This window comes from Streptomyces sp. CNX435, from assembly GCF_059570575.1.
The window spans coordinates 74,175-99,336 of the sequence record NZ_JCANTA010000006.1 but is presented as its reverse complement, the minus strand read 5'-3'; the positions used below and the strand labels follow the sequence as shown (position 1 = coordinate 99,336).

The 25,162-nt window shown below is 69.2% G+C and carries 21 protein-coding genes; 12 read left to right on the top strand and 9 right to left on the bottom strand.

Annotation, left to right across the window (positions count from 1 at the left end):
• Positions 1-51: 51 nt before the first annotated feature.
• Both T328_RS13025 and T328_RS13020 read right to left on the bottom strand, forming a co-directional pair.
• Positions 52-633: a hypothetical protein gene (locus T328_RS13025; protein WP_496496161.1), complete on the bottom strand. Its 582-nt coding sequence runs from the start codon at positions 631-633 to the stop codon at positions 52-54.
• 248 nt (positions 634-881) lie between these two features.
• Positions 882-2,078, bottom strand: coding sequence for a helix-turn-helix domain-containing protein (locus T328_RS13020; RefSeq protein WP_496496160.1), 1,197 nt, complete (start codon positions 2,076-2,078; stop codon positions 882-884).
• A 574-nt stretch (positions 2,079-2,652) separates the two neighbouring features.
• On the opposite strand from T328_RS13020, the gene T328_RS13015 reads away from it, so the two are divergent.
• From T328_RS13015 to T328_RS12995, 5 genes are all read left to right on the top strand, one after another.
• On the top strand, positions 2,653-3,828 hold the full coding sequence (locus T328_RS13015; RefSeq protein WP_496496159.1) for a helix-turn-helix domain-containing protein: 1,176 nt from the start codon (positions 2,653-2,655) through the stop codon (positions 3,826-3,828).
• A gap of 110 nt (positions 3,829-3,938) precedes the next feature.
• Positions 3,939-4,367 (top strand): recombinase family protein, encoded by a 429-nt coding sequence (locus tag T328_RS13010; RefSeq protein WP_496496158.1) that lies wholly within the window; start codon positions 3,939-3,941, stop codon positions 4,365-4,367.
• The gene (locus T328_RS13005; RefSeq protein ID WP_496496157.1) at positions 4,364-5,554 is read left to right on the top strand and encodes a methyltransferase domain-containing protein; all 1,191 of its coding nucleotides are present in this window, start codon (positions 4,364-4,366) and stop codon (positions 5,552-5,554) included. Before T328_RS13010 ends, T328_RS13005 begins: the two co-directional genes overlap by 4 nt.
• 273 nt (positions 5,555-5,827) lie before the next feature.
• Positions 5,828-7,492, top strand: coding sequence for a GmrSD restriction endonuclease domain-containing protein (locus T328_RS13000; protein ID WP_496496156.1), 1,665 nt, complete (start codon positions 5,828-5,830; stop codon positions 7,490-7,492).
• Between the two features lie 18 nt (positions 7,493-7,510).
• Positions 7,511-8,182, top strand: coding sequence for a JAB domain-containing protein (locus tag T328_RS12995; protein WP_496496155.1), 672 nt, complete (start codon positions 7,511-7,513; stop codon positions 8,180-8,182).
• A 23-nt stretch (positions 8,183-8,205) separates the two neighbouring features.
• Here T328_RS12995 and T328_RS12990 read toward each other — a convergent pair whose 3' ends face one another.
• The 6 genes from T328_RS12990 to T328_RS12965 form a co-directional block, all read right to left on the bottom strand.
• The gene (locus T328_RS12990) at positions 8,206-9,339 is read right to left on the bottom strand and encodes a restriction endonuclease subunit S (protein ID WP_496496154.1); all 1,134 of its coding nucleotides are present in this window, start codon (positions 9,337-9,339) and stop codon (positions 8,206-8,208) included.
• Entirely contained in the window at positions 9,336-10,841 is a 1,506-nt protein-coding gene (locus tag T328_RS12985; RefSeq protein WP_496496153.1) for a class I SAM-dependent DNA methyltransferase, read from the bottom strand. Before T328_RS12985 ends, T328_RS12990 begins: the two co-directional genes overlap by 4 nt.
• Before the next feature lies 1 nt (position 10,842).
• Complete coding sequence (locus tag T328_RS12980) at positions 10,843-11,739, bottom strand: nucleotidyl transferase AbiEii/AbiGii toxin family protein (protein ID WP_496496152.1); 897 nt, start codon at positions 11,737-11,739, stop codon at positions 10,843-10,845.
• Positions 11,736-12,335 carry a type IV toxin-antitoxin system AbiEi family antitoxin domain-containing protein gene (locus T328_RS12975; protein WP_496496151.1) on the bottom strand — a complete coding sequence of 200 codons (600 nt, stop codon included), beginning with the start codon at positions 12,333-12,335 and terminating at the stop codon, positions 11,736-11,738. The genes T328_RS12980 and T328_RS12975 overlap by 4 nt, the downstream gene beginning before the upstream one ends.
• Positions 12,336-12,420: 85 nt before the next feature.
• Positions 12,421-14,868 (bottom strand): EcoAI/FtnUII family type I restriction enzme subunit R, encoded by a 2,448-nt coding sequence (hsdR, locus tag T328_RS12970; RefSeq protein ID WP_496496150.1) that lies wholly within the window; start codon positions 14,866-14,868, stop codon positions 12,421-12,423.
• Positions 14,869-15,138: 270 nt separating this feature from the next.
• Positions 15,139-16,104: a LysR family transcriptional regulator gene (locus T328_RS12965; RefSeq protein WP_496496149.1), complete on the bottom strand. Its 966-nt coding sequence runs from the start codon at positions 16,102-16,104 to the stop codon at positions 15,139-15,141.
• Between the two features lie 84 nt (positions 16,105-16,188).
• On the opposite strand from T328_RS12965, the gene T328_RS12960 reads away from it, so the two are divergent.
• From T328_RS12960 to T328_RS12945, 4 genes are all read left to right on the top strand, one after another.
• Positions 16,189-17,709: an MFS transporter gene (locus tag T328_RS12960; protein ID WP_496496148.1), complete on the top strand. Its 1,521-nt coding sequence runs from the start codon at positions 16,189-16,191 to the stop codon at positions 17,707-17,709.
• 78 nt (positions 17,710-17,787) lie between these two features.
• Positions 17,788-18,243 carry a VOC family protein gene (locus T328_RS12955; RefSeq protein WP_496496147.1) on the top strand — a complete coding sequence of 152 codons (456 nt, stop codon included), beginning with the start codon at positions 17,788-17,790 and terminating at the stop codon, positions 18,241-18,243.
• 221 nt (positions 18,244-18,464) lie between these two features.
• Positions 18,465-18,818 (top strand): zinc-ribbon domain-containing protein, encoded by a 354-nt coding sequence (locus T328_RS12950; RefSeq protein WP_496496146.1) that lies wholly within the window; start codon positions 18,465-18,467, stop codon positions 18,816-18,818.
• A gap of 52 nt (positions 18,819-18,870) precedes the next feature.
• Positions 18,871-19,332: a DUF4279 domain-containing protein gene (locus tag T328_RS12945; protein ID WP_496496145.1), complete on the top strand. Its 462-nt coding sequence runs from the start codon at positions 18,871-18,873 to the stop codon at positions 19,330-19,332.
• Positions 19,333-19,387: 55 nt separating this feature from the next.
• Here T328_RS12945 and T328_RS12940 read toward each other — a convergent pair whose 3' ends face one another.
• A complete protein-coding gene (locus T328_RS12940) occupies positions 19,388-21,433 on the bottom strand; it encodes a hypothetical protein (protein ID WP_496496144.1) in 2,046 nt (681 codons plus the stop codon).
• Positions 21,434-21,906: 473 nt separating this feature from the next.
• Between T328_RS12940 and T328_RS12935 the strand changes: the two genes are divergently transcribed.
• Genes T328_RS12935 through T328_RS12925 form a run of 3 tightly spaced genes read left to right on the top strand, consistent with a single transcriptional unit; the run spans position 21,907 to position 25,018 of the window.
• Positions 21,907-23,211 carry an ABC transporter substrate-binding protein gene (locus T328_RS12935; RefSeq protein ID WP_496496143.1) on the top strand — a complete coding sequence of 435 codons (1,305 nt, stop codon included), beginning with the start codon at positions 21,907-21,909 and terminating at the stop codon, positions 23,209-23,211.
• Complete coding sequence (locus T328_RS12930) at positions 23,208-24,200, top strand: carbohydrate ABC transporter permease (protein WP_496496142.1); 993 nt, start codon at positions 23,208-23,210, stop codon at positions 24,198-24,200. Before T328_RS12935 ends, T328_RS12930 begins: the two co-directional genes overlap by 4 nt.
• A complete protein-coding gene (locus T328_RS12925; RefSeq protein WP_496496141.1) occupies positions 24,197-25,018 on the top strand; it encodes a carbohydrate ABC transporter permease in 822 nt (273 codons plus the stop codon). The genes T328_RS12930 and T328_RS12925 overlap by 4 nt, the downstream gene beginning before the upstream one ends.
• The last annotated feature ends 144 nt before the right edge of the window (positions 25,019-25,162 follow it).

The following is a 25,162-nucleotide window of genomic DNA, read 5'->3' as shown; positions in this document are numbered from 1 at the left end:
GGGGATGGGCCGCCGGAGGGCAGGGTGGAGGTGATACGAGCTTCCCGTGTTCTAGCTGAGCCGCCAGGAACTGGCGCGGTTGTTCCAGTTGTGATCGGCGGGACAGTCCCCCTCGCCGCTCCCGTCCAGGTCGGAGCAGGAGTCGATCCAGCTGGAGCGACCGCCGTCGGCGTTGTTGTTGACCCAGTCGGCGAGTTTGATGTCGCACCCGTTGAACGTTTGTATCGAGCTGTATGCGTTGTTCTCGGATACGCCGTCGGGATTGCTCGAGAGGAACTGCTTGCCGTAGAGGGATTTCCGCACCGCGTCGGTGTCTCCGGTGCCCCCCGTGCACACCTCGAAGTCGTCCGCGACGACCGCGGTGGTAGGGCCCGAGTCATTGAAGTTGACCCGGTCATAGAGAGTCACCCAGTTCCGCAATTGCTTGACGGATCTGTAGACGGTCGACTCCTGCGCCGTAGCGAAGCACACCGTTTCCTCGCTCGACTCGCTGAGGACGAGGACACAGTGCTCGCCGTCCGGATCCGGCGTCGGCGTTGCCGCGGCGGTCCCCGGCATCGAGAGGGTCAGTGCGAGGGCGGCGCAGGACGCCGCGGCTATTCCGGGGAGCGAGAAATTCCTGACGGTTGCCACGACATTCTCCTTGATGAGGGGCGTTCGACTGATCTCGGATACGAGGTCGAGGGCTCGCCGCGAAGTGACTTGAAATCGGTGAGGATCGAACAGTTCATTCGTCGGGTTGATCGACAGACGACATTCGTGGGACGGCCGCCATCGTTCACCGTCCAACAGATGGGCCGTCGTCAAGGACCGTAGGAGACGCTTCACACCCGGGGCAATGTGCACGGTGCTCAACTTCGGCTCCTGGTTGTGCACGGTGCTCAGCTGGCCGGGGCGCTAAGGACGTGGAGAGCGTGGACGACATCGTGGATGCCGGCGCCGGCGGTCAGCAGGTCGCGGCAGAGATGGGCTTCGGCGGTTCGCAGGTGGGCGCGGACGGTGTTGCGGCTGATGCCGAGGCGGCGGGCCGCCTGCTGGCCGTCGGTGTTGGCGTCGATCCACGCCTGAAGGGTGCGGCGCTGCGGGGGTCGCACAGGCTTCAGGAACGTTCGGGCCCAGGCGGCGGCGCGTTCGGTGTGCAGCAAGTCGTCCAGGCTGGGCGGTGGTTGGAGCTCGTCGGGTTCGTGTGTGGTGCCGCCGGAGGTGAGAGCGAGGGCGAGGTGGACGGCGGCGCGGGAGCGGACATCGGCGAGATCCAGGCCGAGGGCCTGTTCCGCACGTCTGATGTGGGCGGTGACGGTGTTGCGGCTGAGGTCGAGCAGGCGGGCGACGGCCCCCCGGGGCATGCTCGTCAGGAGGCGGGTGATGTCGACGGTGGTCTTCGGTAAGGAGTCGAGCGGGCGCAGGACGGCACGAGCCCAGGCGAGAGCGGGCCGACGGGGCAGTACACCGGCCAACGACGTCTGCCCGTGGTAGGAGGCCAGGCGGCCCGGTGTGGTGCGGGCAGCCGCCAGTGCGTGGGCGGCCTGTCCGTACGCCTCAGCCGTCGCGCCGAGCGAATGCGCACCGCTGACACCCAGCGCATAGCCGGCGTTGTCCCGCACCAGGCGGCGCAGCGCCTCGCCGAGGCCACCGGTGTGGTCGCCGGAGCCGTGTCCGCCCCGGGCACCGGTGTCGTCGGCGACGAGACAGATCACGTGCTCCTTGAAGACGGGGCAGTGCACCATCAGATCCGAGCCGTGGTAGCCGGAGGGATCCTGGTGGGTCCGCACGACCCGGTCGCGGTCCGCGGGCGGGCAATGCAGCAGATGGACCCGCAGCATGCCGGCCTCCAGCAACGGCGGAACGGCGCCGGTCGTCATGCGGCGGGCCAGCAGCGGCTCTCCGACCAGCAGCGCCGAGAACACGCCGAACCGCACCTGGCGCGCCTTGTAGTGGAAGCCACGCCACGTCCGCTCGCCGTCCCTGGCGCGGCGCAGCAGAGTGATGACGCTCCCGGTGTGCGAGATCAGCGCGACCGCCTCCGGACGCAGCACCGACCTGGCGGCAGCCACCAGCACCGGGCGCGCCCCGTGCACACCGAGAACCTCACAGCGCACGTTCCACGCGTCGACCCGCGTCACGGCAGCGGCCAACTGCCCGCCTGACAATCGCGCGAGCAGCGGAGCGAGCGAACGCAGAAGCTCCCGGGGAAAGCCTGCGGTGGACGATTCCACCGCGCCCCCGGTCCTCCGCGACCAGCGCGAAGTCCGCGCCGGTGTGTCCGTGCAGCCAGTCCAGGACCTCCCGCTCGTCCAGCTCGGCTCCGCGGGACACCTGACGTCTCACCTCATGCAGCAGCCCGTCGAGTCCTGCGGTGTCCCCGCGCCCCCCGGCCGCGTCCACTACGGCCCCGCTGCCTCCGCCGGCGCCCCGTGTCTTCACCTTCACCCATACACCCCGGTGTCCGGACCTCTGTCCACGGCTCCCACCCTTCCCCGGCATTCTGGCGGCAGCTTCTTGACGAAAGCTCAACAAAACCTGATCCGGCGGGCGAGACGGCAGAAGGACGGAGAGATCCGCGACGGCGCCTGGGTCGCGGGGCTGTTCGGACGGTAACCGCGGGGTCGCTCGGGGGTACCGTTCTGGTGTCACCTCAGAACGGGAGTCAGCATGCCCGACCACCCCGAAGAGCACATCGGCGACCGGCTGAAGACGGTGCGGAAGCGGCGCGGACTCAGCCAGCGTGAGCTGTCCAGAGCGTCCGGCGTCTCCCTCTCGCTCATCAGCAAGCTGGAGCAAGGACAGGTAACGGGCACCCGCGCCGAGACCGCACACCTGCTCGCCCGCGCGCTGCGAGTGCCGACGACGCGCCTCCTGAGCGGTGACGCGCCGACTCCGGACGAGGAGACCACCGACCGGTGGGCAGCCGTACGGAGCGCGCTGAACGCCCCGCCCGACGACCTCGCCGAAGAGCCGACAACGGCCGGTGTCGCCGCCGCGCTGCGCGCCACCGAGGAACCGTTCGGCACGGTCCGCCTGGCCGACCTCGCGGCACTGCTGCCGCCGCTGCTGCGAGACGCCGACGCCCTCGACGGCACCGACCGGCAGACGCGCGCGGTCAAGGTGCGGGCGCTGCAGCTCGCGGGCTGGCTGCTGACGCAGACGCACCAGTACGCGGCGGCCTCGGATGCGCTGGACCGGGCGCTCGACACGGCCACGGACCGACTGGACGCCACCGCCACCGTCAACACGAGGTGCTGGCTCCTCCTCCGGCAGGGCGGCTTCGACGAGTCGCGGGAGCTGGCGACCCGTTGGGCGGACGACATCGAGCCCCGGTGGTCGCGCGCGACGCCGGCTGAGCTGTCCGCGTGGGGGTGGATGCTTCTGCGCGTCTCGGGCGCGGCCGTCCGCGACAACCGGCCGGGCGAGGCGGCGTACGCGCTGCGGATGGCTCGCTCCGCCGCGGTGGCGATCGGCCGGGAAGACGTTGCCGGCGTCGACAAACTGCGCACCTTCGGGCCCGCAACGGTCACCCAGCACATGGTCGAGCACGCCACCGTCACCCGTCGGCCGGACAAGGTGCTGGCCCTGGCAGAGGGCCTGCCGGTGGCCTCGCTCACCGCCAGCAACCAGGGCAGACACCGCCTCAACGTGGCCGACGCGCACGCCCGGCTACGGGAGCACGGCAAGGCCATGTCCATCATGCGCGACTTGTCGAAGACGCGGCCGGAGTGGCTGGCTCACCAGCGGTACGCCCGGGACATCGTGGGCCGCGTCGTCGGTCGGCGCCGGAGCCTCACCCGGGAGATGCGGGAGGTCGCCGACGCCGTTCGACTGCCGCTCTGACCAGGCGATTTGCCAGTCTAGGCCGGGTACGGGCAATTCTGGCATGGTGACCACGCTCACCTGGGAGCTACGGTCGGTGACGACCTGATCACCGAAGACGAGCGAGCGTCATGGAGACCCCCACCCCCGGCAACGCCACCACCACCCGGCCCACACTCGCATTCCTCTACGACCGGCACGCCACGCTGGCGACCCCCGCTCTGGACGAGCGCATAACGCGATGCCGGCGGTACGCCGTCGAGCGGGGCTGGGTGGTTGCCGGGGAGTGGGTGGACCGCGGGGACGCGGCACTGGCGAACTGGCCTCGGCCGCGGTGGGACGCGATGACGTACGCCATGCGGCAGGCCGCCGCCCGCGCGGTGTGCCTGGTCGACTCGTGGGACCGGATCAGCCGGGACCGGGAGGGCAGCGCGATCCTGCGGCTCGCGGTTCACCAGGCCGGTGCGTACTGCGTGACCGCCACCGGCGAGAACGACCTCGAACCGGGCCACGGGCGGATCTCCGTAACAGCACCGCTGTCGCTGAGGGCGCGACCGTGACCACCGACGAGCACCGCGAGGTGCGGCCCGGCTGGGAGGAGCTGGGCCGTCTCCTCATCGACTCCCGCGACATGACCTCCGGCTGGCGACCGGCCTGGGCGGCGGTCGACCGCGCGCGCTTCCTCCCCGATCTCATCTGGCCGTTCGACCACGTCACCGGCGCGCCCCGCAGCGCTGTCTCGCGTACCACCGACCCCACGACGTGGAGCCACTACGCGGACGGCAACTGCGCGCTGGTCACCCAGTGGGACGACGGCGCGCACACCGGCAAGGACCCCGGCACCTTACCGACCAGTTCGTCGTCGCAGCCCTCGCTGGTCATGGCGATGCTCCGCGACCTCGAAGTGGAGCCGGGGATGAGGGTCCTGGAAATCGGCACGGGAACCGGCTGGAACGCCGGACTGCTCACCCACCGCCTCGGCGCCGGCAACGTCGTCACCGTCGACGTCGACGAGAACGTGGCGGACGCCGCCCGGACCAGGCTGTACGAAGCCGGACTGCGCCCCACCGTCGTGGCCCGCGACGGGCTCGACGGCGACCCGCCGGGCGCACCGTACGACCGCCTCGTCGCCACCTGCGGGCTACGGACCATCCCCGCCGCGTGGATCGAGCAGGTGCGGCCCGGGGGCACCATCCTGGCCCCCTGGGGCACTGCGTTCAGCAACCGGGACGCCCTGGTGAGGCTGATCGTCGATGACGACGGCAAGAGCGCGAGCGGCGACTTCCTGCGCGAGGTGGAGTTCATGAAGGCCCGCGGGCAGCGCGACCGGTGGCCCCGGCACGCGGAGTACGTGCCGGACCCCTGGCCCGCGGCCGTACGGGAGTCGCGTACGGACCTGAGACCCGACGACCTGACCGCCGGAGCGTTCGTGCTCGGGCTGGTCGTGCCGAAGGCGACGCACACCCTGACCCGCGGGGCCGACGGCGGCACGACCGCCTGGGTCTACGGCCTGGCCGAGGGCGACCGCTCCTGGGCCGCGGTGTCGTGGGGGCCGGGAGGCGAGCCGGGCAGGGTCTGCCAGGACGGCGGACGCGAGCTGTGGACGGAGATCGAGAACGCTGTCGACTGGTGGACCGGCGAGGAGCGCCCGCCCGCCGACTGCTTCGGCCTGACCGTCGACGCCGCGGACGGCGCACACCACCCCTGGCTCGACGGCCCCCACCACCCCGTACCCCGCATGGGGTGAACCTTCGCCTACGGCGCGCGGACGGCAGAGAAAGGACATGCCGACCGGCACAACTTGGCCGACACCCAGCCGCCGCAAGTGTGAACTCTGCTGGGCACGAATGAGCCGAACCTTCCGCGGTCGATCCCGCCGGGAGCACCACGTCTGTCAGTGCCGCTCCCTAGGATTCGCAGCGGACACTCTTCCAGGGACCACGGCAGACGGGGGGCACGCTCAGTGAGTGCAACAGGCCGCAGGCGCCAGTCCGCCAGCCCGGAACCGACGATCGTGCCGGTGTCCCGGCTCGCCGACCGGGTGCTGACCGGCGAGATCGTGCTGCCGAAGTACCAGCGGGCGTTCGTGTGGGGGCCGCACCAGGTCCTCCACCTCCTGGATTCGGTGCTGCGCAACTACCCGATCGGCAGTCTGCTGCTGTGGGACACCACCGAGCAACTCGCCAGCGAGGAGACCGTCGCAGGCTTGGAGGTGGACCCACCGCGTCCTGGTCGCCCGGTCAAGTACATCCTCGACGGCCAGCAAAGGCTCGCCAGTGTCATTGGGGCGCTGCACGGCGGCACCGGCCCGTGGGACATCGCCTACGACCTGGAAGAGGAGCGCTTCTTCCAGCGCACCCTGGAGAGCCCGACCGGACCGCACATCATCCCCATGCGGCAGGTGAGCTCGGCGGGGTCCCTCTTCGGGCAGGTCGCCGAGTTGTCCCCTGAGCTGAGGGACCGCGCGGCCGAACTGTACGAGCAGTTCGCCCACTACCTTGTGCCGGTGGTGACCTTGGACCACATGTCGGCGGAGGAGTCGGCGGAGGTCTTCGTACGGATCAACAGCACGGGCACGACGATGAACATCGTCGACGTGGCGCGGGCCGGCACATGGAGCCCCGACTTCGACCTCAAGGAGCAGATCGAATCACTGCTCCAGGTCCTCGACGCGAAGCACTACGGCCGGGTCGACACCAAGACCATGCTCCGCACGATCGCGGTCGCCGCCGGGTTCGGGTTCTCCACCAAAGACATCAACCGCCTGAGGGAACTCGACAGGGAGCGGTTGCGGGAGGCAGTCGCCGAGGCGGCGCAAGCAGCCGAGCGGGCAGTGGACTTCCTCAGCACCCAGATCCGCACGCCGAAGGCCGACGCTCTGCCCTACTACAACCAGTTCGCGGTGCTGGTCGAAGTGTTCCGGCAGCTACCGAAGCCTTCGTCCGCGCAGTACGACGCGTTGCGCCGCTGGTTCTGGCTGACCGCAAGCGGTGAGTACTTCAAGGGCTGGAGCGAAGCCCAGATGGGTCCCGACCTCCAGGCGATCACCGCCTTCGCCGAGGGTGAGGCCCCGGAGATCGAGACAGGAGCGGCGCTCCCGCGGAGTGCCTTGTGGCGGCGGAGCGCCTTCTCCAAACGGAACGCACCGAGCAAGCTCCTCGCTCTCCTCCTCTCGTACGAGCATCCGCTGGATCTGCTCACCGGACAACGGATCGACGTGGGCAAGGCCTTGTCGTGGCAGAACGACAAGGAGTTCCATCACTTCTTCCCCAGGGCGTTTCTACGCTCGCGCGGAGTGAGCAGTGCTGGGGCGAACGTCTGCGGCAATCTGGTCATGCTGACCTCCCACAGCAACATCTGGGTGAGCGACCGACCGCCCTCGCAGTATCTGCGGGACCTGGCCGACATCGAGGGCGAAGGGCCGCTGCGCGAGCGGTTGAGTACCTGCCTGGTAGAGGAAGACGCCTACCAGGCGGCGCTGAGGGACGACTACGACACGTTTCTGCGCGTGAGGTCGGAGACTTTGCACCGGCGGTTGATGCAGTTGATCGGTGGAGCGGCGGGAGCGGTGAGCCCTGCCGCGAGGGGTGCAGCGCAGTCGTTGCCCGATGACGAGGGGCCGGAGGAGGAAGAGGACTCCGATGCCCTCCTGGACGAACCGATGGACCGCGATTCTGCGGACTGATGGGCGGGGTGGGCAGACATGCGGATGGCGGATGTGCCGGTCACTGACCGGCCCCGAGAGCGGCTGCTGAACCGAGGAGCGGAAGCGCTCTCCGACCGCGAACTCCTCGCCCTGCTCATCGGCTCGGGCACGGGCGGCTGCGGTGCGGTGGAGTTGGCAGGACAGCTCATTGCGCGACAGGGCGGACTGTACGAACTCTCCCGGACCCCGGCACATGAGCTGGTGGCGGGGCTACCGGGGGTGGGGCCGGCAAAGGCGGCACGCATTGCGGCTGCCTTTCAACTGGGGCGCCGGGCAGCACCGGTGGAGGTCGGGAGTCGGCAACGCGTCCGCGGATCCGCGGACCTGGCGAGGATCGCGGCACCGCTGCTGAAGGGCTTGAGACACGAGCGGGTCGTAGTCGTCGTATGCGACGCGGCGGGCGCGGTGATGCGGAAGGCGGTGCTGACCGAGGGCGCGGTCGACCGCTCCCTGCTGCCGGTACGTGATGTGCTAGCCCTGGTCCTGGCCACGGGCGGCACAGCATTCGGCGTGGCGCACAACCACCCCACGGGCCGCCCGGAGCCCAGCGAGCCCGACCGCCTCGCGACAGTCCGCCTGGCGGCGGGGGCGGAGGCGGTCGGGCTCCGGTTCCTGGACCACGTGGTGGTCACGGACCGGGGGTGGCGGCGGGTCGAACCGCGGGGTTGAGCCGAGAGAGGCTCCGGAGCCGACTACAACTGCCCGGAGAAGGCGGCGTGGAGAAGGGCAGGGCGAAAGGCGGCTACTTGTGCAGTCTGTTCTGCTCCGGCTTCGGTTGCCCGCCTAACCATGGTGAGCTGCAGCGCGATGCGCCGTTGCTCGGCGAGATTGGGAAGCGGGACCTCTGTAGCCAGAAGGGTCGCAGGAGTGGTCCGCTTACGTCTGACCATGGAACCGCGTGGTGTAAGCGACGACCAAAGGCCCGGCCAACCTAGCAAGTGTTCGATGTAGGAGGGATCCACATCTGTCTCGTTGATGTCAAAGCTGGGGTACTCAGGAGATACATAGGTATCGTCGAACGCATTACCAACAACAGCGAGGGCCCCCTCCCAGGCATTTAGTTTGCTCATGACCACCTGCCCTGCGTGCAGGCGTGTGAGCCGCACGTAGGAAGTATCACTGCCTAGGATTGTGGGACGCTTAATCAGTCCGCGCCCAAAGCTATAAATGCCAGTGATCGCATATCGCGATTCGGGTTCCACATCGACGATATCGCGACTTTGCCGCAGCGCAACGGAAAGCGGAGCCATGGTTTTGATGGACCGAAGCAGCGACTCCATGTACTGCTGGGTGAGCTGTCGGGAATACTTACGCAAGGTAGCGAACTGCGTGATTCGCAACATTACCGCATCGATCTTATCCGCGATACGGCGCTGCTCGCCCCGGTCCGGCACCCGGACGATCTGACGCTCAAAGTTCTTGATTCCCAGCGTCCTGTTACGGCCCGCCGAACCAGGAGAAGCTTCGCGAATCGCCTGCTGGCCGGGGCCACCGTAGAAGTAGTGCAGAAGGTACCGGGGATCCACTCTTTTCGTGTCAACCTTGTAGGTCATGAATCTATGCGAACCGATTTTTCCGGCCTCATGCTCTGAGGCGAGCGCTACGGCCCCTTCCCAGGCGAATACGTTACTGAAGAGAAGATCCCCCGGTCTAATGTGAAAAACCTTCTTGGCCCCGAGTTCTTCACCAGGCACGGGTGACTTATGGAAGACTCCATTACCGAATGAGCGGAGGCCGATTTCGTGGTAAGTCTCCCCTACGCGGACATTGACCGGCCTTCGAACCAGCTCCATGATGTCGCCAACGCGGTACTCGGTGAACTTCATGCAGCACCGCCCAGCTCTTCACGCAACTCTTCCAGCAGTCCCAGAATCTCGTTCTCCGTCTTGACCAGTTCGTTCACAAGCTCCGCCGGAGAGCGGAGGCCCATCGCCTCCCCAACATGCGGATTAGGGACGTCGAGGTTGAACCCAGCCTTCTCGACCTCGACCGCCGACACTCTCCATGCGTTGCCGCCCTCTTCGCGGCCCTCGCGACTCTCGCCACCCCACCACTCCACACACGGCTCGAACTCCTCGAACCGCATCGGCTTCGTCTTGGTATACCCACGGCGGCCGTCCGGCAGCGAGACCTCGTAGAACCAGACTTCCTCCGTCGGCCGCCCCTTCTCAAAGAACAGCAGGTTCGACGGAATCTGGGTGTACGGCGCGAACACCCCCTGCGGCAGGCGGACGATGGTGTGCAGGTTGCAATCCTTCATCAGCTTCTGCTTGATGCGGGCACCCATGCTGTTCTCCCCGCTGGCGAAGAGACTGCCGTTCGGCAGGACGATCGCGCAGCGACCACCCTTCCTCAACTGGTCAAGGATGGCATGCAGGAAGAGCCACGACGTCTCCTGGGTCTGGTAGCCCTTCGGGAACTTCTCCACCACCGACCGCTCTTCCTCACCCCCGAACGGCGGGTTCGTCAGCACCACGTCCACGCGATCCGCTGCTGTCGCGTCCCGCATCTGTAGCAGGGCGTTCTCCCGGACCAGCCGCGGCGCCCCGATACCGTGCAGAAGCAGGTTCATACTGGCCAGCAAGTACGGGAGAGACTTCTTCTCGATGCCGCGGACGTCGGCGTGCAGCCGCCTGCGCTGGGTGTCGGTCTCCACCTGCTGCACCAGATCCTCGTATGCCTGGACCAGGAAACCTCCGGTACCGCAGGCGGGGTCGAGGATCGACTCCCCCAGTTTGAGGAAGGACTGCTGCACCATGAAGCGGTTGACGGGGCGCGGGGTGTAGAACTCGCCGGAGTCGCCGGCGGCGTCTCGCATCTCCTTGAGGATCGACTCGTAGAGGAACGCCATCGTGTGGATGTCGTCCGAGGAGTCGAAGTGGATCTCGTCCACCAGGTTCACCAGGTCCCGGAGGAGGGTCCCGGACTGCATGCGGTTGTTGACGTCCTTGAAGATGGTCGACAGAACGTTCCTCGGGTCCTCGGCGTCGCCGTCGGCACCCTCCAGTTCGGCGAGATGCGGGATGAGCTTGTCGTTGACGAACGTCTTCAGGTCGGTGCCGCTGAAGTCAGGATCCGTCGCCCAGTCCTCCCACCGGTACGGCTTCTCGATCGCCGGACGGTAGTCGGCGTCAAACAGCGGCCCCACCCGCTCGACACGCTGGTCGAACGCCTTGAGGAACAGCAGCCAGGAGAGCTGCGGAAGGCGGTCGAGGTCGCCGTTGAGGCCGGCGTCCTTACGCATGGTGTCGCGGGCCGACTTGATGACGGACGCGAGCCGCGCCCTTGAGGTGGTGGCCGCAGCCGCCTTCTTCTTGGTGGACGCCATCTCACTCTTTCTGCTTCGGTTCGGCTTCGCCGATACTGCATGCCTCGCGCCAGAATCCGCGCACCAGGTCGAGCGCGGCGTCGAGTCGAGGGGGAGCCTGTGTGAGGCCCGTGGCCAGCTCGGGGTAAACACCGGCCCAGTTCGGCGGTGGTTCGGGGAGTATCGCCGGCACGTCATGGGTCGCCCGTGCGGCGAACACATGCCGTACGGCATCGATCACCGACGTGTCCGCGGCCAGGCCACTCTCGATGAGCAGCACCAAGTCCACGAGGTCCTTGACCCTGGTGTTGGGACGGTCACCGTAGTCACGGGTGAGGGCATGCAGTTTCTCGGCGAAGTGCTGGCGGCGGTCTACAGCCTCAACGTGTCGGGTCGGAGTTCCGGCGAAGCCCAGGGTGTTGGGCAGTGCCAGCCTCTCGGTCAGGGCGATCTCCTCTCCCCGTACGACGACATCGATGCGTACGGTCGCGAAGATCCTGCCCGCCAGCCGGGACTCGACGGAGAAGCGCCATCCGCCCCGGCCTGCCGTGTCCGCCTTCAGCTCGACGGGAGGGGACACCTGGAACAGGAAGCCATCCTTATCCTCGTCCACTCCGAGCACGTCGATGAGAAGATCACGCACTGCCGGGCCGTCGACTGCCGGTTCGCCGTCAGGGCAGGCAGCAAGGTCCATGTCCTTTGTTGTGCGCGCTCTGCCACGCAGACGGAACTCCATCACCGCCCCGCCCTTGAGAACCCAGCCGCCCGCCGGATCAGCGGAGAGGCGTGCCGCGACTCGATCGAAGACGACGAGACGGCGCCGCCTGGCCAGGTCTGTACCGGTATCGGCTGCCTGCTGCTTGAGCCGGACTTCAAGGGCGCGCCTGAGCGCGGTGGCGTCACGGTAGCGACCGGTCACCGCGCCTCCTGGAGCGCCCGCTCGACGCCGAGTTCCGCTCGCGGCCCCAGCCGCTGGGCCGCGTGCAGGAGACTTCGCCGGGTGGCCAGCCCTCCCACGAGAGCCTCGGCGACGGCGGAGTCCACCACGTCCTGGTCCATCTGCGCGGCCGCACACTCGATGATCGCTCGTACCGGTGTCGTCACACGGTAGCCGTCGCGCTCCTCGATCTCGTCCTGGGCGAGTTCGGCCCGATGGAGGATCACGGCATCGTCCTTCTGTCGAAAGCCGGGAGGGACCGTGAGGTGGATCTGTGAGGGGTTGGCCGTCCCCAGGTCGTGGACTGACAGGGCGGTGATGTGGGAGACGACCGCGCGGCTCTTGCTCCACAGGGACCAGCGGACCAGATGGTCGTCCTCACCTCCGGGGAGGGCGTCGAACTCGCGAAAGCGGTAGATACCGCGGTCGACGGCCGTCCAGTTGCCGCGCTGAGCGTGATACCGCTGGGCTTGGTACGAATACCCCACCTCAAGCGCCTGAGCTGCGGTGAAGTAACCCCGCTGCCCCCCGGCGACACGCCAGAGCGCAGCCCTGGTGTCCGTACGGTCCCTGAGCACCCTCCCAGCCTACCAGAAGCGAATACCTAACAGTCGACTGTAGTTTTCTGGCACCCATCAACATCAAACTAAAGTTTTATTTTACTTATGAGGCTTCCAAAAGCCGTTTGCTCAGCTCATCAATGGCCTCGTGAAGAGGCTGCGCGCCACCGAAGCGGTTCGCCAGCTCGACCACCGAACCCATCTCGGTGAAGGGGCGCACCCCGAGAGTCTCGGGCTTGAGCTGGGGCGAGCCATACTCGGCGAACTTCAGCAGCATCTCCTCCAGCACCTGCCGGGCTTGAGGCTGGAAGGACTCCAGGAAGTCCCGGTGCTCGTGCAGGAACCGGTACAGGCGTTCCTCCCGGCTGACCAGCGGCAGTCCCCATGCGACGTTGAGGAGCAGGTCGACAGGGTCGACATCCGGGCTGCCGAACTCCGCGGGCAGTTCCTCTGCCTCGACATCGGCGGCCTCCAGCATGGTCATGAGCTCTCGCCGGCTCCTGGCAGCGGCCCACCGGGAGCGCAGCATGTCCGGGGCCAGGTCGAGTTCGAGGACGCGGTCGTGTACCCACTGCTGGACGGTCACCAGCTTCATCGTCCGGCCGTCCGTGTCGAGTTGGTAGCGCCGCTCGCCCCACTTGTAGACATGGACTCCGTTGACCACGTAGCGCTTGCCGCGGGACCGGATGCGGTCCACCTCATCAGGGTCGTCCACCCTGTCCTCGGCGTGATGCGCGTCGAAGCTGCCGCCGTCCGTCTGGTCGTACTCGGCCTCGGGCTCTGCCACCGCCTCCGGGTCGATCTCGTCGCCCTCCGGGGTCTCCGGGGCGCTCCCGACCACGTGCCCCTGCTCGTCGGCGGTATCGCGCACGACGCGGAGCGGAGGACCGTCGAACCCGGGGTCGTTGAAGAGCCGGGTGGCCTCGACGAAGTCGATGATGTCGAAGGACCCCTTGCCGATCTCCGGGCACAGACGGGTGCCCCGGCCGATGGTCTGCTTGAACTCGGGCATCGAGCCGATACGCCGGAACAGCACGATGTTGCGTACGGCGGGCAGGTCGATGCCGGTGTTGAGCAGCTTCGACGTTACGGCGATCACCGGCTCGTCTGAGTCGTCCTTGCGGAAGTCATCCAGCAGCGCGCGGCCGTGAGGGCCGTCGGCGTCGGTGATCCGCACGACATAGTTGTTGTGCGCCTGCACCTCCGCCGAAGCCGCGTTGAAGAGAGCCGTGCGCATGCGGGCGGCATGATCGTTGTTCTCGCAGAACACGATGGTCTTGCCGTGCTTGCCGTCCTCCGCGGTGGAGCGCAGGTAGTCGATGACGTACTGCGCCGCCGCCTCCGTACGCTCCAGGATGACCATGACCCGCTCGAAGTCCTTCGGGCCGTAGACACCCTCCGGGATCTCGTTGCCGTACGTGTCCCGCTGCCCGGGCTCGGTCTGGTAGCCCTCCATGTCCACGTTGAGCCGGACCCGGCGCACCCGGTACGGGGCCAGGAAGCCGTCCTCGATGCCGTCGGCCAGCGAGTAGGTGTAGACGGGCTCGCCGAAGTAGTCGAAGGTGTCGGCCTCCTTCTTGCTGATCGGGGTGGCGGTCAGTCCAAGCTGAGTCGCGGGGGAGAAGTGCTCCAGCACGCGACGCCACTGCGAGTTGTCCCGTGCGCTGCCCCGATGGCACTCGTCCACGATGACAAGGTCGAAGTAGTCGGGTTTGTACCGACGGAAAAGTTCCTCCTCATCACCCTTCTCCAGTGCCTGGTAAAGGGCGAAGTAGATCTTCCTGCCCCGCACGGGGTCGCCGCTGATCTTGTGGACGTCGTCCTGGCCGAAGACGGGGAGGAAGTACTTGTCCTTGGGGTCGTCGACAAGCATCGAGCGGTCCGACAGATACAGAACCCTGGGCTTGCGGCCTGAGATCCACTGAGACCTGTAGAGCTTGGCGACCGTCTGAAGAGCCACCATGGTCTTCCCCGTACCGGTGGCCAGCACGAGAAGGACCCGCTTCTGCCCTGCGGCGATGGCCGCGAGGGTGCGGGCTACCGCGACGCGCTGGTAGTAGCGGGGCCGCTTGGCGGTGTTGTCCGAATTTCGCAGCGTGTGGTCGTAGGGAGCGGCCAGGAGTTCGCGCCCCACATGGGAGTCCGCCTGCTGCTCGGCCAGGTACCGGGTCCACAGTTCCTCGGGAGTGGGAAAGCGGTCGATCTCCCGGATTGCGGGGGCGGTGTCGCTGTAGTCGATCTCCACGATCTGCCGGCCGTTGGTCGCGTAGGCGAAGGACAGCCCGAGCTTCCCGGCGTACCGACGAGCCTGCTCCACACCGTCGTTGACATCGACGCGGTAGCGCTTGGCCTCGACGACAGCGATGGGAACGTCCGGCGCGTACTCCAGCACATAGTCGGCAACCAGAGGGTCGCCATAGACGTGCCGCTTCGGCGTGGCTGTAAGCCGCCCGTCGTTGATGCGGAACTGCGGGCGAACCTGATCGTCGGCCCACCCGGAATCCGCGAGGGCAGGTATGACCAGTGCCCGGCACGTCTCGTCTTCTGTCATCCCGTGCGCATCCGTCACCACACGGACAGTAGTGCCGCTCATCGCGGCTGTCCTCACCATCGGGGAGATCCAGCCTCTCTCCGACGTACACCGGAAGGTGTGACCCCCGACGACACACTCAGATCGTCGAGCCCTCGGCCCCGCTGCCCGGGCTCAAGCCGCATCACTCCCCGGCCGCAGCGCCGGCCCTTGGCCGCTCGACCGGCTGCGATGCCCTCGCGGGTGTGCTGTCGGCCTGGCGCCGGGGCGCAAGGCGCGCGGGCCCGGTGGTCAGGAGTACAGGGTGCGGTCGGCTTTCGGGAGCCAGGCGCCTGCCGGGTGGTGCTGCCAGTCGTGGGCCCGGGCCAGTTTCCGCGCCGCCGTGCGCAGGGTGTGCAGGCCCGGGTGGGTCAGGCCGCGGCGCCAGGTCAGGGAGACCGGGGACAGCGGGACCGGGTCGGTCAGGGGGCGCAGGGTCATGCCGGGGATGTCCGCGAACTCCGTCGTCGCCAGCACCGACCAGCCGTGCCGGTGCACCAGCCGTACGAACTCCGCCTCGCCGTCGATCTCCGGGAACGGCGCCGCGAGGCGGATGCCGTGGCCGGCGAGGAGTTCGCGGGCCAGGTCCGTCCACTCCGCCGTCGCCGCGTTGCCGTCGGCCGCGTACAGCGTCTCGCCCGCCAGCGCCGCCAGCGGCACCGCCGCCCGGGCCGCCAGCGGGTGCGCCGACGGCAGCAGCACCGCCATCGGCTCCAGCCGGACGAGTTCGTACCGCAGCCCCTCCCACGTCCCGGGTGCCAGCCCCGCCACCCGGCCGAACGACACGTCCAGCCGCCCCGCGGCGATCTCCGCCGCCGCGCCGGTCAGCCCGCTGTGGAACCGCGCCACCAGCTCCAGGTCCGGCGCCGCCGCGCGGGCGGCGTCCAGGACCCGCTGCCCGGTGCTGTAGCGGGCGCCGACGTCGACGAGCAGGGGCCGGGACCGCGGGTCCGCCGCGCCGGCGAGTTCGTCGTAGGCGGCGAGCACCCGGCGGGCGTACGGCAGCAGCCGCTCGCCCTCCGGGGTCAGCCGCACCTGGCGCGTGGTGCGGACGAACAGCTCCGCGCCCAGCTCCCGTTCGAGCCGGCGGATGTCGCGGCTCAGGGCCTGCTGCGCGACGTACAGCCGGCCGGCGGCACGGGTGAAGTGCAGGGTCTCGGCCACGGCCGCGAAGGCGCGCAGCAGCCGCGGCTCGACATCGCGGGGCAGGTTCGACATCCGGCCATTTCACAACGTACGCGCGTGAATGGCCAGCGATCAGGTGTTGGACCGCCGCGACCGGCTGCGGCCAACCTTTGCCGCATGGCTCCCCCGCGCCCGCTCGCCGCCGCCCTCGGCACCCTCGGCCCCTACCGCCGGCTCTTCGCCGTCCCCGGCGCCCGCGCCTTCACCGCGGGCAACCTCGTCGCCCGGCTGCCCATGGGCATGTTCTCCGTCAGCGCCGTCATCATGATCGCCGAGCGCTACGGCTCGTACGCCCTCGCCGGCGCCGTCCCCGCCGCCGGGCTCGCCGCCACCGCCGTCGTCGGCCCGCTCACCGCCCGCCTCGTCGACCGGCACGGCCAGGCCCGTGTCGCCGTCCCCGCGGCGGCGATCGCCGCGCTCGGCTCGCTCACGCTCGCGCTCTGCGTCCATCTGCGCGCGCCCGCGTGGACGCTCTTCGCCGCGTACGTCCTCACCGCCACCACCCCCAACACGGGCGGCATGTCCCGCGCCCGCTGGGCCCACGCCTTCCGCGGCCCCGGCCCCGAGAGCGCCGCCGCGCTGCACACCGCCAACTCCTTCGAGCAGGCCGCGGACGAACTCTGCTTCATGACCGGCCCCGTCCTCGCCGCGCTGCTCTGCACCGCCGCCTTCCCCGAGGCGGGCACGGTGACCGGCGCCTTGCTGCTCACCGGCGGCATCCTCCTCTTCGCCGCGCAGCGCGCCACCGAGCCCCCGCCCCGGCCGCGCGCGCCGGGCGAACGGACGCGGTCGCCGCTGCGGCGGCGCGGGTTCCCGCCGCTGCTGGCGGCGTTCGGCTGCGCGGGGGCGGTGTTCGGGTCGATGGAGGTGGTCACGATCGCGTACGCGGACCGCCTCGGCCGGCCGGCGGCGGCGGGCGGGATCCTGGCGCTGCTGGCCGCGGGGTCGTGCGTGGCGGGCCTGGTCTACGGCACGCGGCGCCCGGCGGGGGCGGCGGGTGCCGCGGAGGCGGCGGAAGCGGCGGGTGCCGCGGAGGGCCCGGGCGCCGCGGGGACCGCGGGGGCCCTGCGGGCCGCGGAGACGGCAGCGGGCGGCACGGCACCCGCGGGCACGGCAGCCCCGCTCACCGCGACACCGCCGGCCACCGAGACCGCGGAGGTCGCGGAGACGCCTCGCGTGGAAGTCGCACCTCCGGCACCCACGGCGACTCCGGCGGAAGCCACCGACCCGGCCGTCCCCGCCGCCGCGTCCCCGAACGCCTCCGAGCCCGGCCCGGAACAGCACTTCCTCCGCTGCGTCGCCGCCATGGCCGCCCTCATGCTCCTCCCCCTCCTCGCCGCCGCCACCGGCAGCCTCGCCCTCCTCACCCTCGCCCTCCTCCTCGCCGGCATGGCCACCGCACCGACGATGATCACCGGCATGTCCCTCGTGCAGTCCCGCACCCCCGCCGGCCGCCTCAACGAGGGCATGACCCTCGCCGTCACCGCCCTCCTCGCCGGCATCGCCGCCGGCTCCGCCACCGGCGGCTGGGCGGCGGGCGGCTGGGCGGACCAGCACCCCGCCGCCGGCTACGCCGTCCCCCTCGCCGCGGCCATGGCGGCGGCCCTCGCCGCCACCGCCCAACGCCGCCCGGCGTAGCGGCGAGTACCGCCGCCGTCACCCGCCCGCCGCAGGTGCGGGCAGCGTCGTGTCAGACCTGCCTGGGACGCTCCGCGCATGAAGATGACGCTGCAGCTGACAATCGACTGCTCCGATCCCCAGAAGCTGGTGACCTCCTGGACCGAGGCCCTCGGGTACGTACCCGAGCCTCCGCCGGGCGGGCACGCCACCTGGCGCGCTCACTGGGTGGAGATGGGCGTGCCCGAAGCGGAGTTGCCCGCAGGCGCCGGGGAGACGCCGGAATCGATCGTCGATCCCGCGGGGCGGGGACCGCGGGTGTGGTTCCAGCAGGTTCCGGAGCCGAAGGTCGTAAAGAACCGGCTGCACCTCGATCTGAAGGTCGGTGGTGGTCACGACGTGCCGCTAGAGGTCCGCAGACAACGAGTCACGGCCAAGGTGGCACGGCTGGCCGACGCCGGTGCCACCGTGCTGCGGACCACCGACGAGCCGGACGCCGGGGCTTACGCCGTCGTGCTCCGGGACCCTGAGGGCAACGAGTTCTGCGTAGCGTGACAGCGGCCGCAAGGCAGATTCTCGTGTCAGAATTCGCCAAGGTTCTTCACCAGACGCGTGTGGCAGGGTCGTTCCCCTGCCGATCACCATGCCAGGAACGGGAGAGGCATCATGTCCGCGCAACCAGCCACCTCTCCGGCGTCGACGTACGCGTTCCGGCTTCCCCGCACCCTTCTCCGTCGTGCGGGGCGGCATTCGTTTCCGAAAGAACGGACAGAACAGTGATCATCTTTGGCACCCGGACCACCGCGGCCCAGCTCGCCATGATCAACCTCCTGTGTGGCATGTGCGGGAACCCTGCGGCACACAGCCTGCTCAAGCGGGTCACGAAGTTCACGCTGTTCTTCATCCCGCTGTTCCCCGTCTCGACGAAGCACTTCACCCAGTGCACGTTCTGTGGGGCGTCGGGCCAGATAACCAAGGAGCAGTCCGAGCAGTTCCAGCTGCACGGTGCACCCCAGCCGGCGCCGCAGCAGGGCACCGGCAACCCGTTCGCCCAGGAGCCCGCACCTGAGCAGCAGCAGCCGCAGCCTGGCGGCCAGCACCCGTACAGCCGGAACCCCTACGGCTCCTGAGAACGACGCCACCGGCCCCGGGTTCGCCGCCGTCGCGGATAGCATTCGTCGAATGCCCCTCCGCCAGTACGTCTACTTCGCGTTGTTCAGCCAACGCACCAGCGCGGCGGAGATGACCGCGCTGCTGGGCGTTGAACCTGACGAAGTGTCCGTCCGCGGCAGCCGCTTCACCAAACCCGTGGTGAGACCGGTGAGCCACTGCTGGAAGATCGTGTGCCGGGAGCCGGGCTTGCGTGTCGACGAGCAGATCACCCGCGTTCTGGACATGCTTCGCCCGCACACGGACCGCATCGCCGAACTCGCCGGTCGTCTGGCTGCCGGGGAACAAGAACGCGGCGGCGCGGTCCTGGAGGTCGTGCGCTACTTCAACGAATCCGACGAGAAGCAGCGGCCCGTCCGGCCGGGGGCACCGGAAGGTCCCAACCTGTTCGGCTGGCATCTGGACCGCGACATGCTGGACTTCCTCACCGCTACCGGGGCCGTGCTCGATATCGACGAGTACGACATGGCCTGACCTTGGCGTCTGACCCCCTCGCCTCCCCGGCCCATCAGCCACGCCCCCCGCCGGATCAAACGGGCAGGTCGAGGCGGTACAGCCGGTGCCGCTCCCTGTGCTTGTGCCGGGAGAGCAGCCACAGCGCCCCGCCGCCCAGGGCGAGCGACCGGGCGAAGTTCTCGCCCACGCCGTCGAACGAGGCGACGGGTTTGCCCTCCGTCGTCCACACGTGGACCCGCTTGGTGTGGATGTCCACGCCGGCGACCAGCCCGCGTGCCGGATCCACACAGGTGGTCCCGAGCGTGACCTCGATGTCGTCGACGACGGCGACGGGCTGCTCGGGGGCGTCGAGGTCGAACAACTGCCACCCGCGCAGGCTGGTTTTCACCGCGTGCCGTTCGTCGGGGAGTATCCGGGTCTCCTCCGGGAAGCGGGCGTCCAGCTCTCCGCTCGGCAGCACCTCGGACCAGAGCAGGCTGCCCGGCCCGTTCTGGATGTGGACGAAGAAGCGGCCGGTACGGCGGCTCCGTGCGACCTCCCCCCACCCGCTCGCGGAGTCGAGCCGGACGGTCGGCCCGGGGGCGTGGGCGCCGCTGCGGGGCCGGTATCGGTGGATCCGGCGTACGAGACCGTCCGATCGGTCGATCGCGACGAGTTCGGAGCCGTAGTAGCCGAGAGCCCCGCAGTCGGGCAACGGGGTGTCGGCCCGCCACGTGGGCGCCAGCGTACGGCGGTCGTACGCGCGCGCGTTCTGCCCGCTGGTCAGTACCAGCTCGTCTCCGTCGACGTGCAGGTGAAGTCGGTGGTCGGTCAGGCCGTCGAGGTCCACCGAGCCCGGCGAGTGCGCCTGCGCGGTGGCGAGGTCGACCACGGTGACCGTGCCGTCGGCGGATATGCCGATCCACTCGGTGGCGGTGGACGTCCAGTGCTCGATGTCGTCGAGCGACACCTCTGCCGACAGACAGGCCGGCTGCCGGAGCCAGCCGTCGTTCTGCTCGATCCGCCGGGTCCAGCGGTGCACCACCGTCAGCACCCCGTGCCGGTCCCCGGTGGCCGCGTACGTGGCCCCGGGGGACACGGCGACGGCGGTCGCCTCGCCGTCCTGTCCCGGGAGGGTCCGCCACCGCTTGACCGTGACGGCGCCCGGGCCCAGCGGCTTGACGACGGCAGGCTCCTGCCGCATCCGCTTGGCGAACTTCTGCTGCGTCGAGGCGTCGTCAAGCTCGGCGAAGAGGACCTGCGCGGGTCCCTGCCGGTCCCCTCCCCACAGGTCCCACACCAGCACCCCGACGCCGCTCTGCCGGGACGCCACGTAACGCCCGTCGGGGCTTGAGGCCAGCGGCGTGCACCAGGTGCTCGGCTGCCCGAGGTGGTGCTTCCAGCCCAGGCTGCGGCCGGACTTTCCCAGCTTCGCCAGCTTCTCCAGATGATGGGCCCGTGACGACGCCCTGTACAGATGGTCGGTGACCGGGGAGAAGCGGGCGTAGGACTCCGTGACGGTCTTGCTCTCACTGGCCCGCCGGTTGCAGTTGCCGACCACCGCGCCGGTCTCCAGCTCGACGACCGAGCCGAGACCCGGGCGCTGGCACACCACCACGTGCCGGCCGCGGCGGTCGACGTCGATGTCGTGGCAGTCCGACAGCGGAACCGGCGTCCGGTACACCCGCGCCCAACCGGGGCCCCGCTCGCCGCCGTCGGGCTCGAAGACGTGCACCGTGTCCCCGGCCACCGCGTAGATCCGCCCGCGGCGGGCCGTCAGCGCACCGACCGGCGCGTCCAGCTCCAGCGCCGCCAGCGCCATACCGTCCGGCCGCACCCGCGCCAGCCGGCTGCCGGACGCGGCGATGACCTGCCCGCCGCAGAACACCATCCCCACCGCCGGATCATCGAGCCGGTGCAGCTCCGAGGGCGCGCCCAGGACCGGCTCCGCGTCGATGCGTACCGGATACACCACGATCCGGCCGTCCGCATGAGCGGCGAGCAGCGCATCCGTCAACGCCAGCAACGACAGCACGGGACTTTCCGGCCGCTCCGCCGGCTCCGGCCCGGGGCCGGCGGGCCAGCGGAACATATGGGGGATATCGACCACGTCCGTGTCACCGGACCGCTGCGTTTTCATCGCCTGCCCCTGCGCTCCTTGCGGAGATCGTGATCTCCCGTGGTTCATGGCGGGTACGGCCGGAGGATCGATCGCGGCCCGTTGCCCGGGCGGATTCCGGAACGTGCGCCCGCCGCCCGGCGAGTGTCCGCCGGGGAGGTCCCTGCCGTTCCCGAACCGCACCCGGGACGCTAACGGAGCTTTCTGCACAGGACCTTGACGGAAGCTGACCTACCCGTTTGACGGCCGGTCGCCGACCCCGGCCGCACCCGGGTCGAGCCGGCCCACGGGCAGGCCCACGGGCCCGGCCGGCAGGGCGTCTCGTACGGCCGCCGAGCGGCGGTCGCCTCTTTCTCGACGCCTTTTGTCATCTCCATTGACATACCTCCGGGCCCTCCCTACGTTCCTCCGTCGAAGCGCTTCGACACTTCTCATCGAAACGATTCGACGAGGACGACGACGAGGACGACGACGCACTCTCCCGGAGGCAGTGGATGTTGAAGGCACGGAGAAGGGCGCGCCTGCTGGCCGCCGCCCTGGCGGGAGCCCTGTCGCTGAGCACGCTCGCGGCGTGCGGCGACTCCGGCGACGGCGGTTCGGGCGACGGCAAGACCCTGCGGCTCTGGCACTACGAGAATCCCGAAAGCGCCATGGGCAAGGCGTGGGCGGAGGCCATCAAGGAGTTCGAGGACAGCCACCCGGGGGTGAAGGTCGAGTTCGAGGAGAAGGGCTTCGAGCAGATCCAGAAGACCGCCCCGCAGGTGCTCAACTCCGACGAGGCGCCCGACCTCCTGGAGTACAACAAGGGCAACGCCACCACCGGCCAGCTCTCCCGGCAGGGGCTCCTCACCGATCTCAGCGAGGAGGCGGACAAGCGCGGCTGGGCCGACGCCATCCCGCCGACCGTCGCCACCACCAGCCAGTACGACGAGAGCGGCGTCATGGGCTCCGGCGCCTGGTACGGCATCCCCAACTACGCCGAGTACACGATGGTCTACTTCAACAAGGACCTCTTCAAGAAGCACGGGGTCGAGGTCCCGACGACGTTCGCGGAGCTGGAGGACGCGCTCGCGACGTTCGCGGACGCCGGGATCACCCCGTTCGCCAACGCCGGCGCCGAGTACATGGCGCACCAGTACCTCTACCAGCTCGCCCTCACCCAGGCCGACAAGGCGTGGGTCGACTCCTTCCAGATGGAGGGCAAGACCGACTTCTCCGACGCCGCCTGGACCTACGCCGCGGAGAAGTTCGCCGACTGGGTCGACAAGGGCTACATCGCCGAGAACTCCTCCGGCACCAAGGCCGAGGACGCCGGCGTCTCCTTCATCCAGGGCGATCACCCGATGCTCTTCTCCGGAAGCTGGTGGTTCGGCCGCTTCCAGGCGGAGATACAGAAGTTCGACTGGGACACCTTCCTGTGGCCCGAGAGCGACCTGACGCTCGGCTCCGGCGGCAACCTGTGGGTGGTCCCGGAGGGAGCCGAGAACAAGGAGCTGGCGTACGACTTCATCGACATCACGATGAAGAAGGGCATCCAGAACATCCTCGGCGACAACGGCGGCGTCCCGATCGCGGCCGACCCCGCCGCGATCACCGACGCCAAGTCGAAGGCCCTCATCGAGGACTACACGACACTCACCGAGAGCGACGGCCTCGCCTACTACCCGGACTGGCCGGCCAACGGCTTCTACGACTCGATGACCTCCGAGACGCAGAAGCTCCTCACCGACAGCGCGGAGCCGGCGGACGTGCTGGAGTCGCTGCAGGCGGAGTACGACGAGAACGTGCTGCAGGAATGACGGCCGTCGTCTCCAAGGACGCGGCTCGCCCCGCCGGCGGGAGCGGAACCCCCTCCCGCCGGCGGTGGCGCAAGGGCCGTCCCGGCCGTGCGCGCCGGACGTCCACCGAGGGCTCGTACGCGCTCTATCTGCTGCCCGGCGCGCTGGCGTTCCTCGTCGTCATCGTCGTGCCGTTCGTGATGAACACCGGGATCAGCTTCACCGAGTGGAGCGGCGTCGGCACCCCGGAGTTCACCGGGCTGGAGAACTACGACCGGCTCGTCGGCGACGAGGACTTCTGGGAGTCGTTCCGGCACAGCCTGGCGATGGTCGCGGCGATGGCGCTGATACCGACCGCACTGGGGCTGGTGCTGGCCTCGGCGCTGTTCGACTTCGTCGGCCGGCACGCCGGCAGCCGCTGGGTGGCGGCGCTGCGCGCCTGCTTCTACCTGCCGCAGGTGCTGCCGATCGCGGTCGCCGGCATCGTGTGGAGCTGGATCCTGGCGCCGGAGAGCGGCTCGCTGAACGAACTCCTGGGCGCCGTCGGGCTCGACTCGCTGCAGCAGGACTGGCTGGGCGACCCGGACCTGGCGCTGTACAGCGTGATGGCCGTGATGGTGTGGGTGCAGATCGGCTTCCCGCTGGTGATCTTCATGTCCGGGCTGCAGCGCGTCGACCCGGCGCTGCACGAGGCGGCGGAGCTGGACGGCGCGGGCTGGTGGCGGCGGTTCTGGCACGTGACGCTGCCGCAGCTGCGGCCGGAGATCGCGGTGGTGCTGCTGTGGTGCACGATCGCGGCGCTGAAGGTCTTCGGCATGGTGTACGTCCTCACCGGCGGCGGGCCGGGCGGGGCGACGAACGTCCCGTCGTACTTCGCGTACCAGAACTTCTTCGAGAACTTCCAGGCCGGCTACGGCGCCGCGATCTCCACCGTCCTCACGGTGCTGATCCTGGTGCTGGCGGTCGTCGCCCTGAAGCTGCAGACGAGGGCGGAGGACGAGAACGGATGACCGCGGTCAGGAAGTACCCCGTGCTCGTGGCACTGGTGCTCGGCGCGGCGTTCATGGTGCTGCCGTTCGTCGTGGTGCTGATGAACGCGGTCAAGACGCCGGAGGAGTACTCCAGCGACGGGCCGCTGAGCATGCCCGACGGCGTGTATCTCGACGGTCTCTCGGACTTCTGGGAGCGCGTCGACTTCGGGCAGAAGCTGTGGAACTCGGTGCTGATCTCCGGCTCGGTGGCGGTGCTCGCGGTGGTGCTGTCGGTGCTCAGCGCGTACGCCATCGGCATCGGGCGGATCCGGGGGCGGCCGTACGTGCTGGCGTTCTTCGTGCTGGCGAACATGCTGCCGCAGGAGGCGCTGGTCTACCCGCTCTACTACCTGTCGAAGGAGGTCGGCCTCTACGACACCCGGCTGAGCGTGGTGATCGTCTTCACCGTCGTGCAGTCCGCCTTCGGCACATACCTGCTGTCCTCGGTGCTCGGCGGCTTCCCGCGCGAGGTGATCGAGGCGGCGCGGATCGACGGGGCGAGCAAGTGGCAGGTGCTGTGGCGGGTGGTGGTGCCGGTCAGCCGGCCCACGATCGGCGTGCTGATGGTGCTGTTCTTCATCTGGACGTGGAACGAGTTCCTGCTGCCGCTGGTCATGCTCGTCTCGGACGACAACCAGACCGTGTCCGTCGCCCTCGGCGTGCTGCAGGGCCAGCGGGACATGGACGCCACGATGACCAACGCCGCGGCCCTGCTGGGCGTGCTGCCGGCGATCGCGTTCTTCCTCCTCTTCCAGCGGACCCTGACCCGCGGCATCGCCGTGGGCGCGGTCAAGTGACCCCGAAAGGCTGCGCATGAAGTTCACCGACGGCTACTGGATGCTGCGCGTGGCGGCGGGGAGCCGCCGGTACCGGGACTCGGGCCGGTCAGCGGATCCGCACGACGTCAGCCCGCCCCGCCTTGCCCACCACCGCGTTTCGAC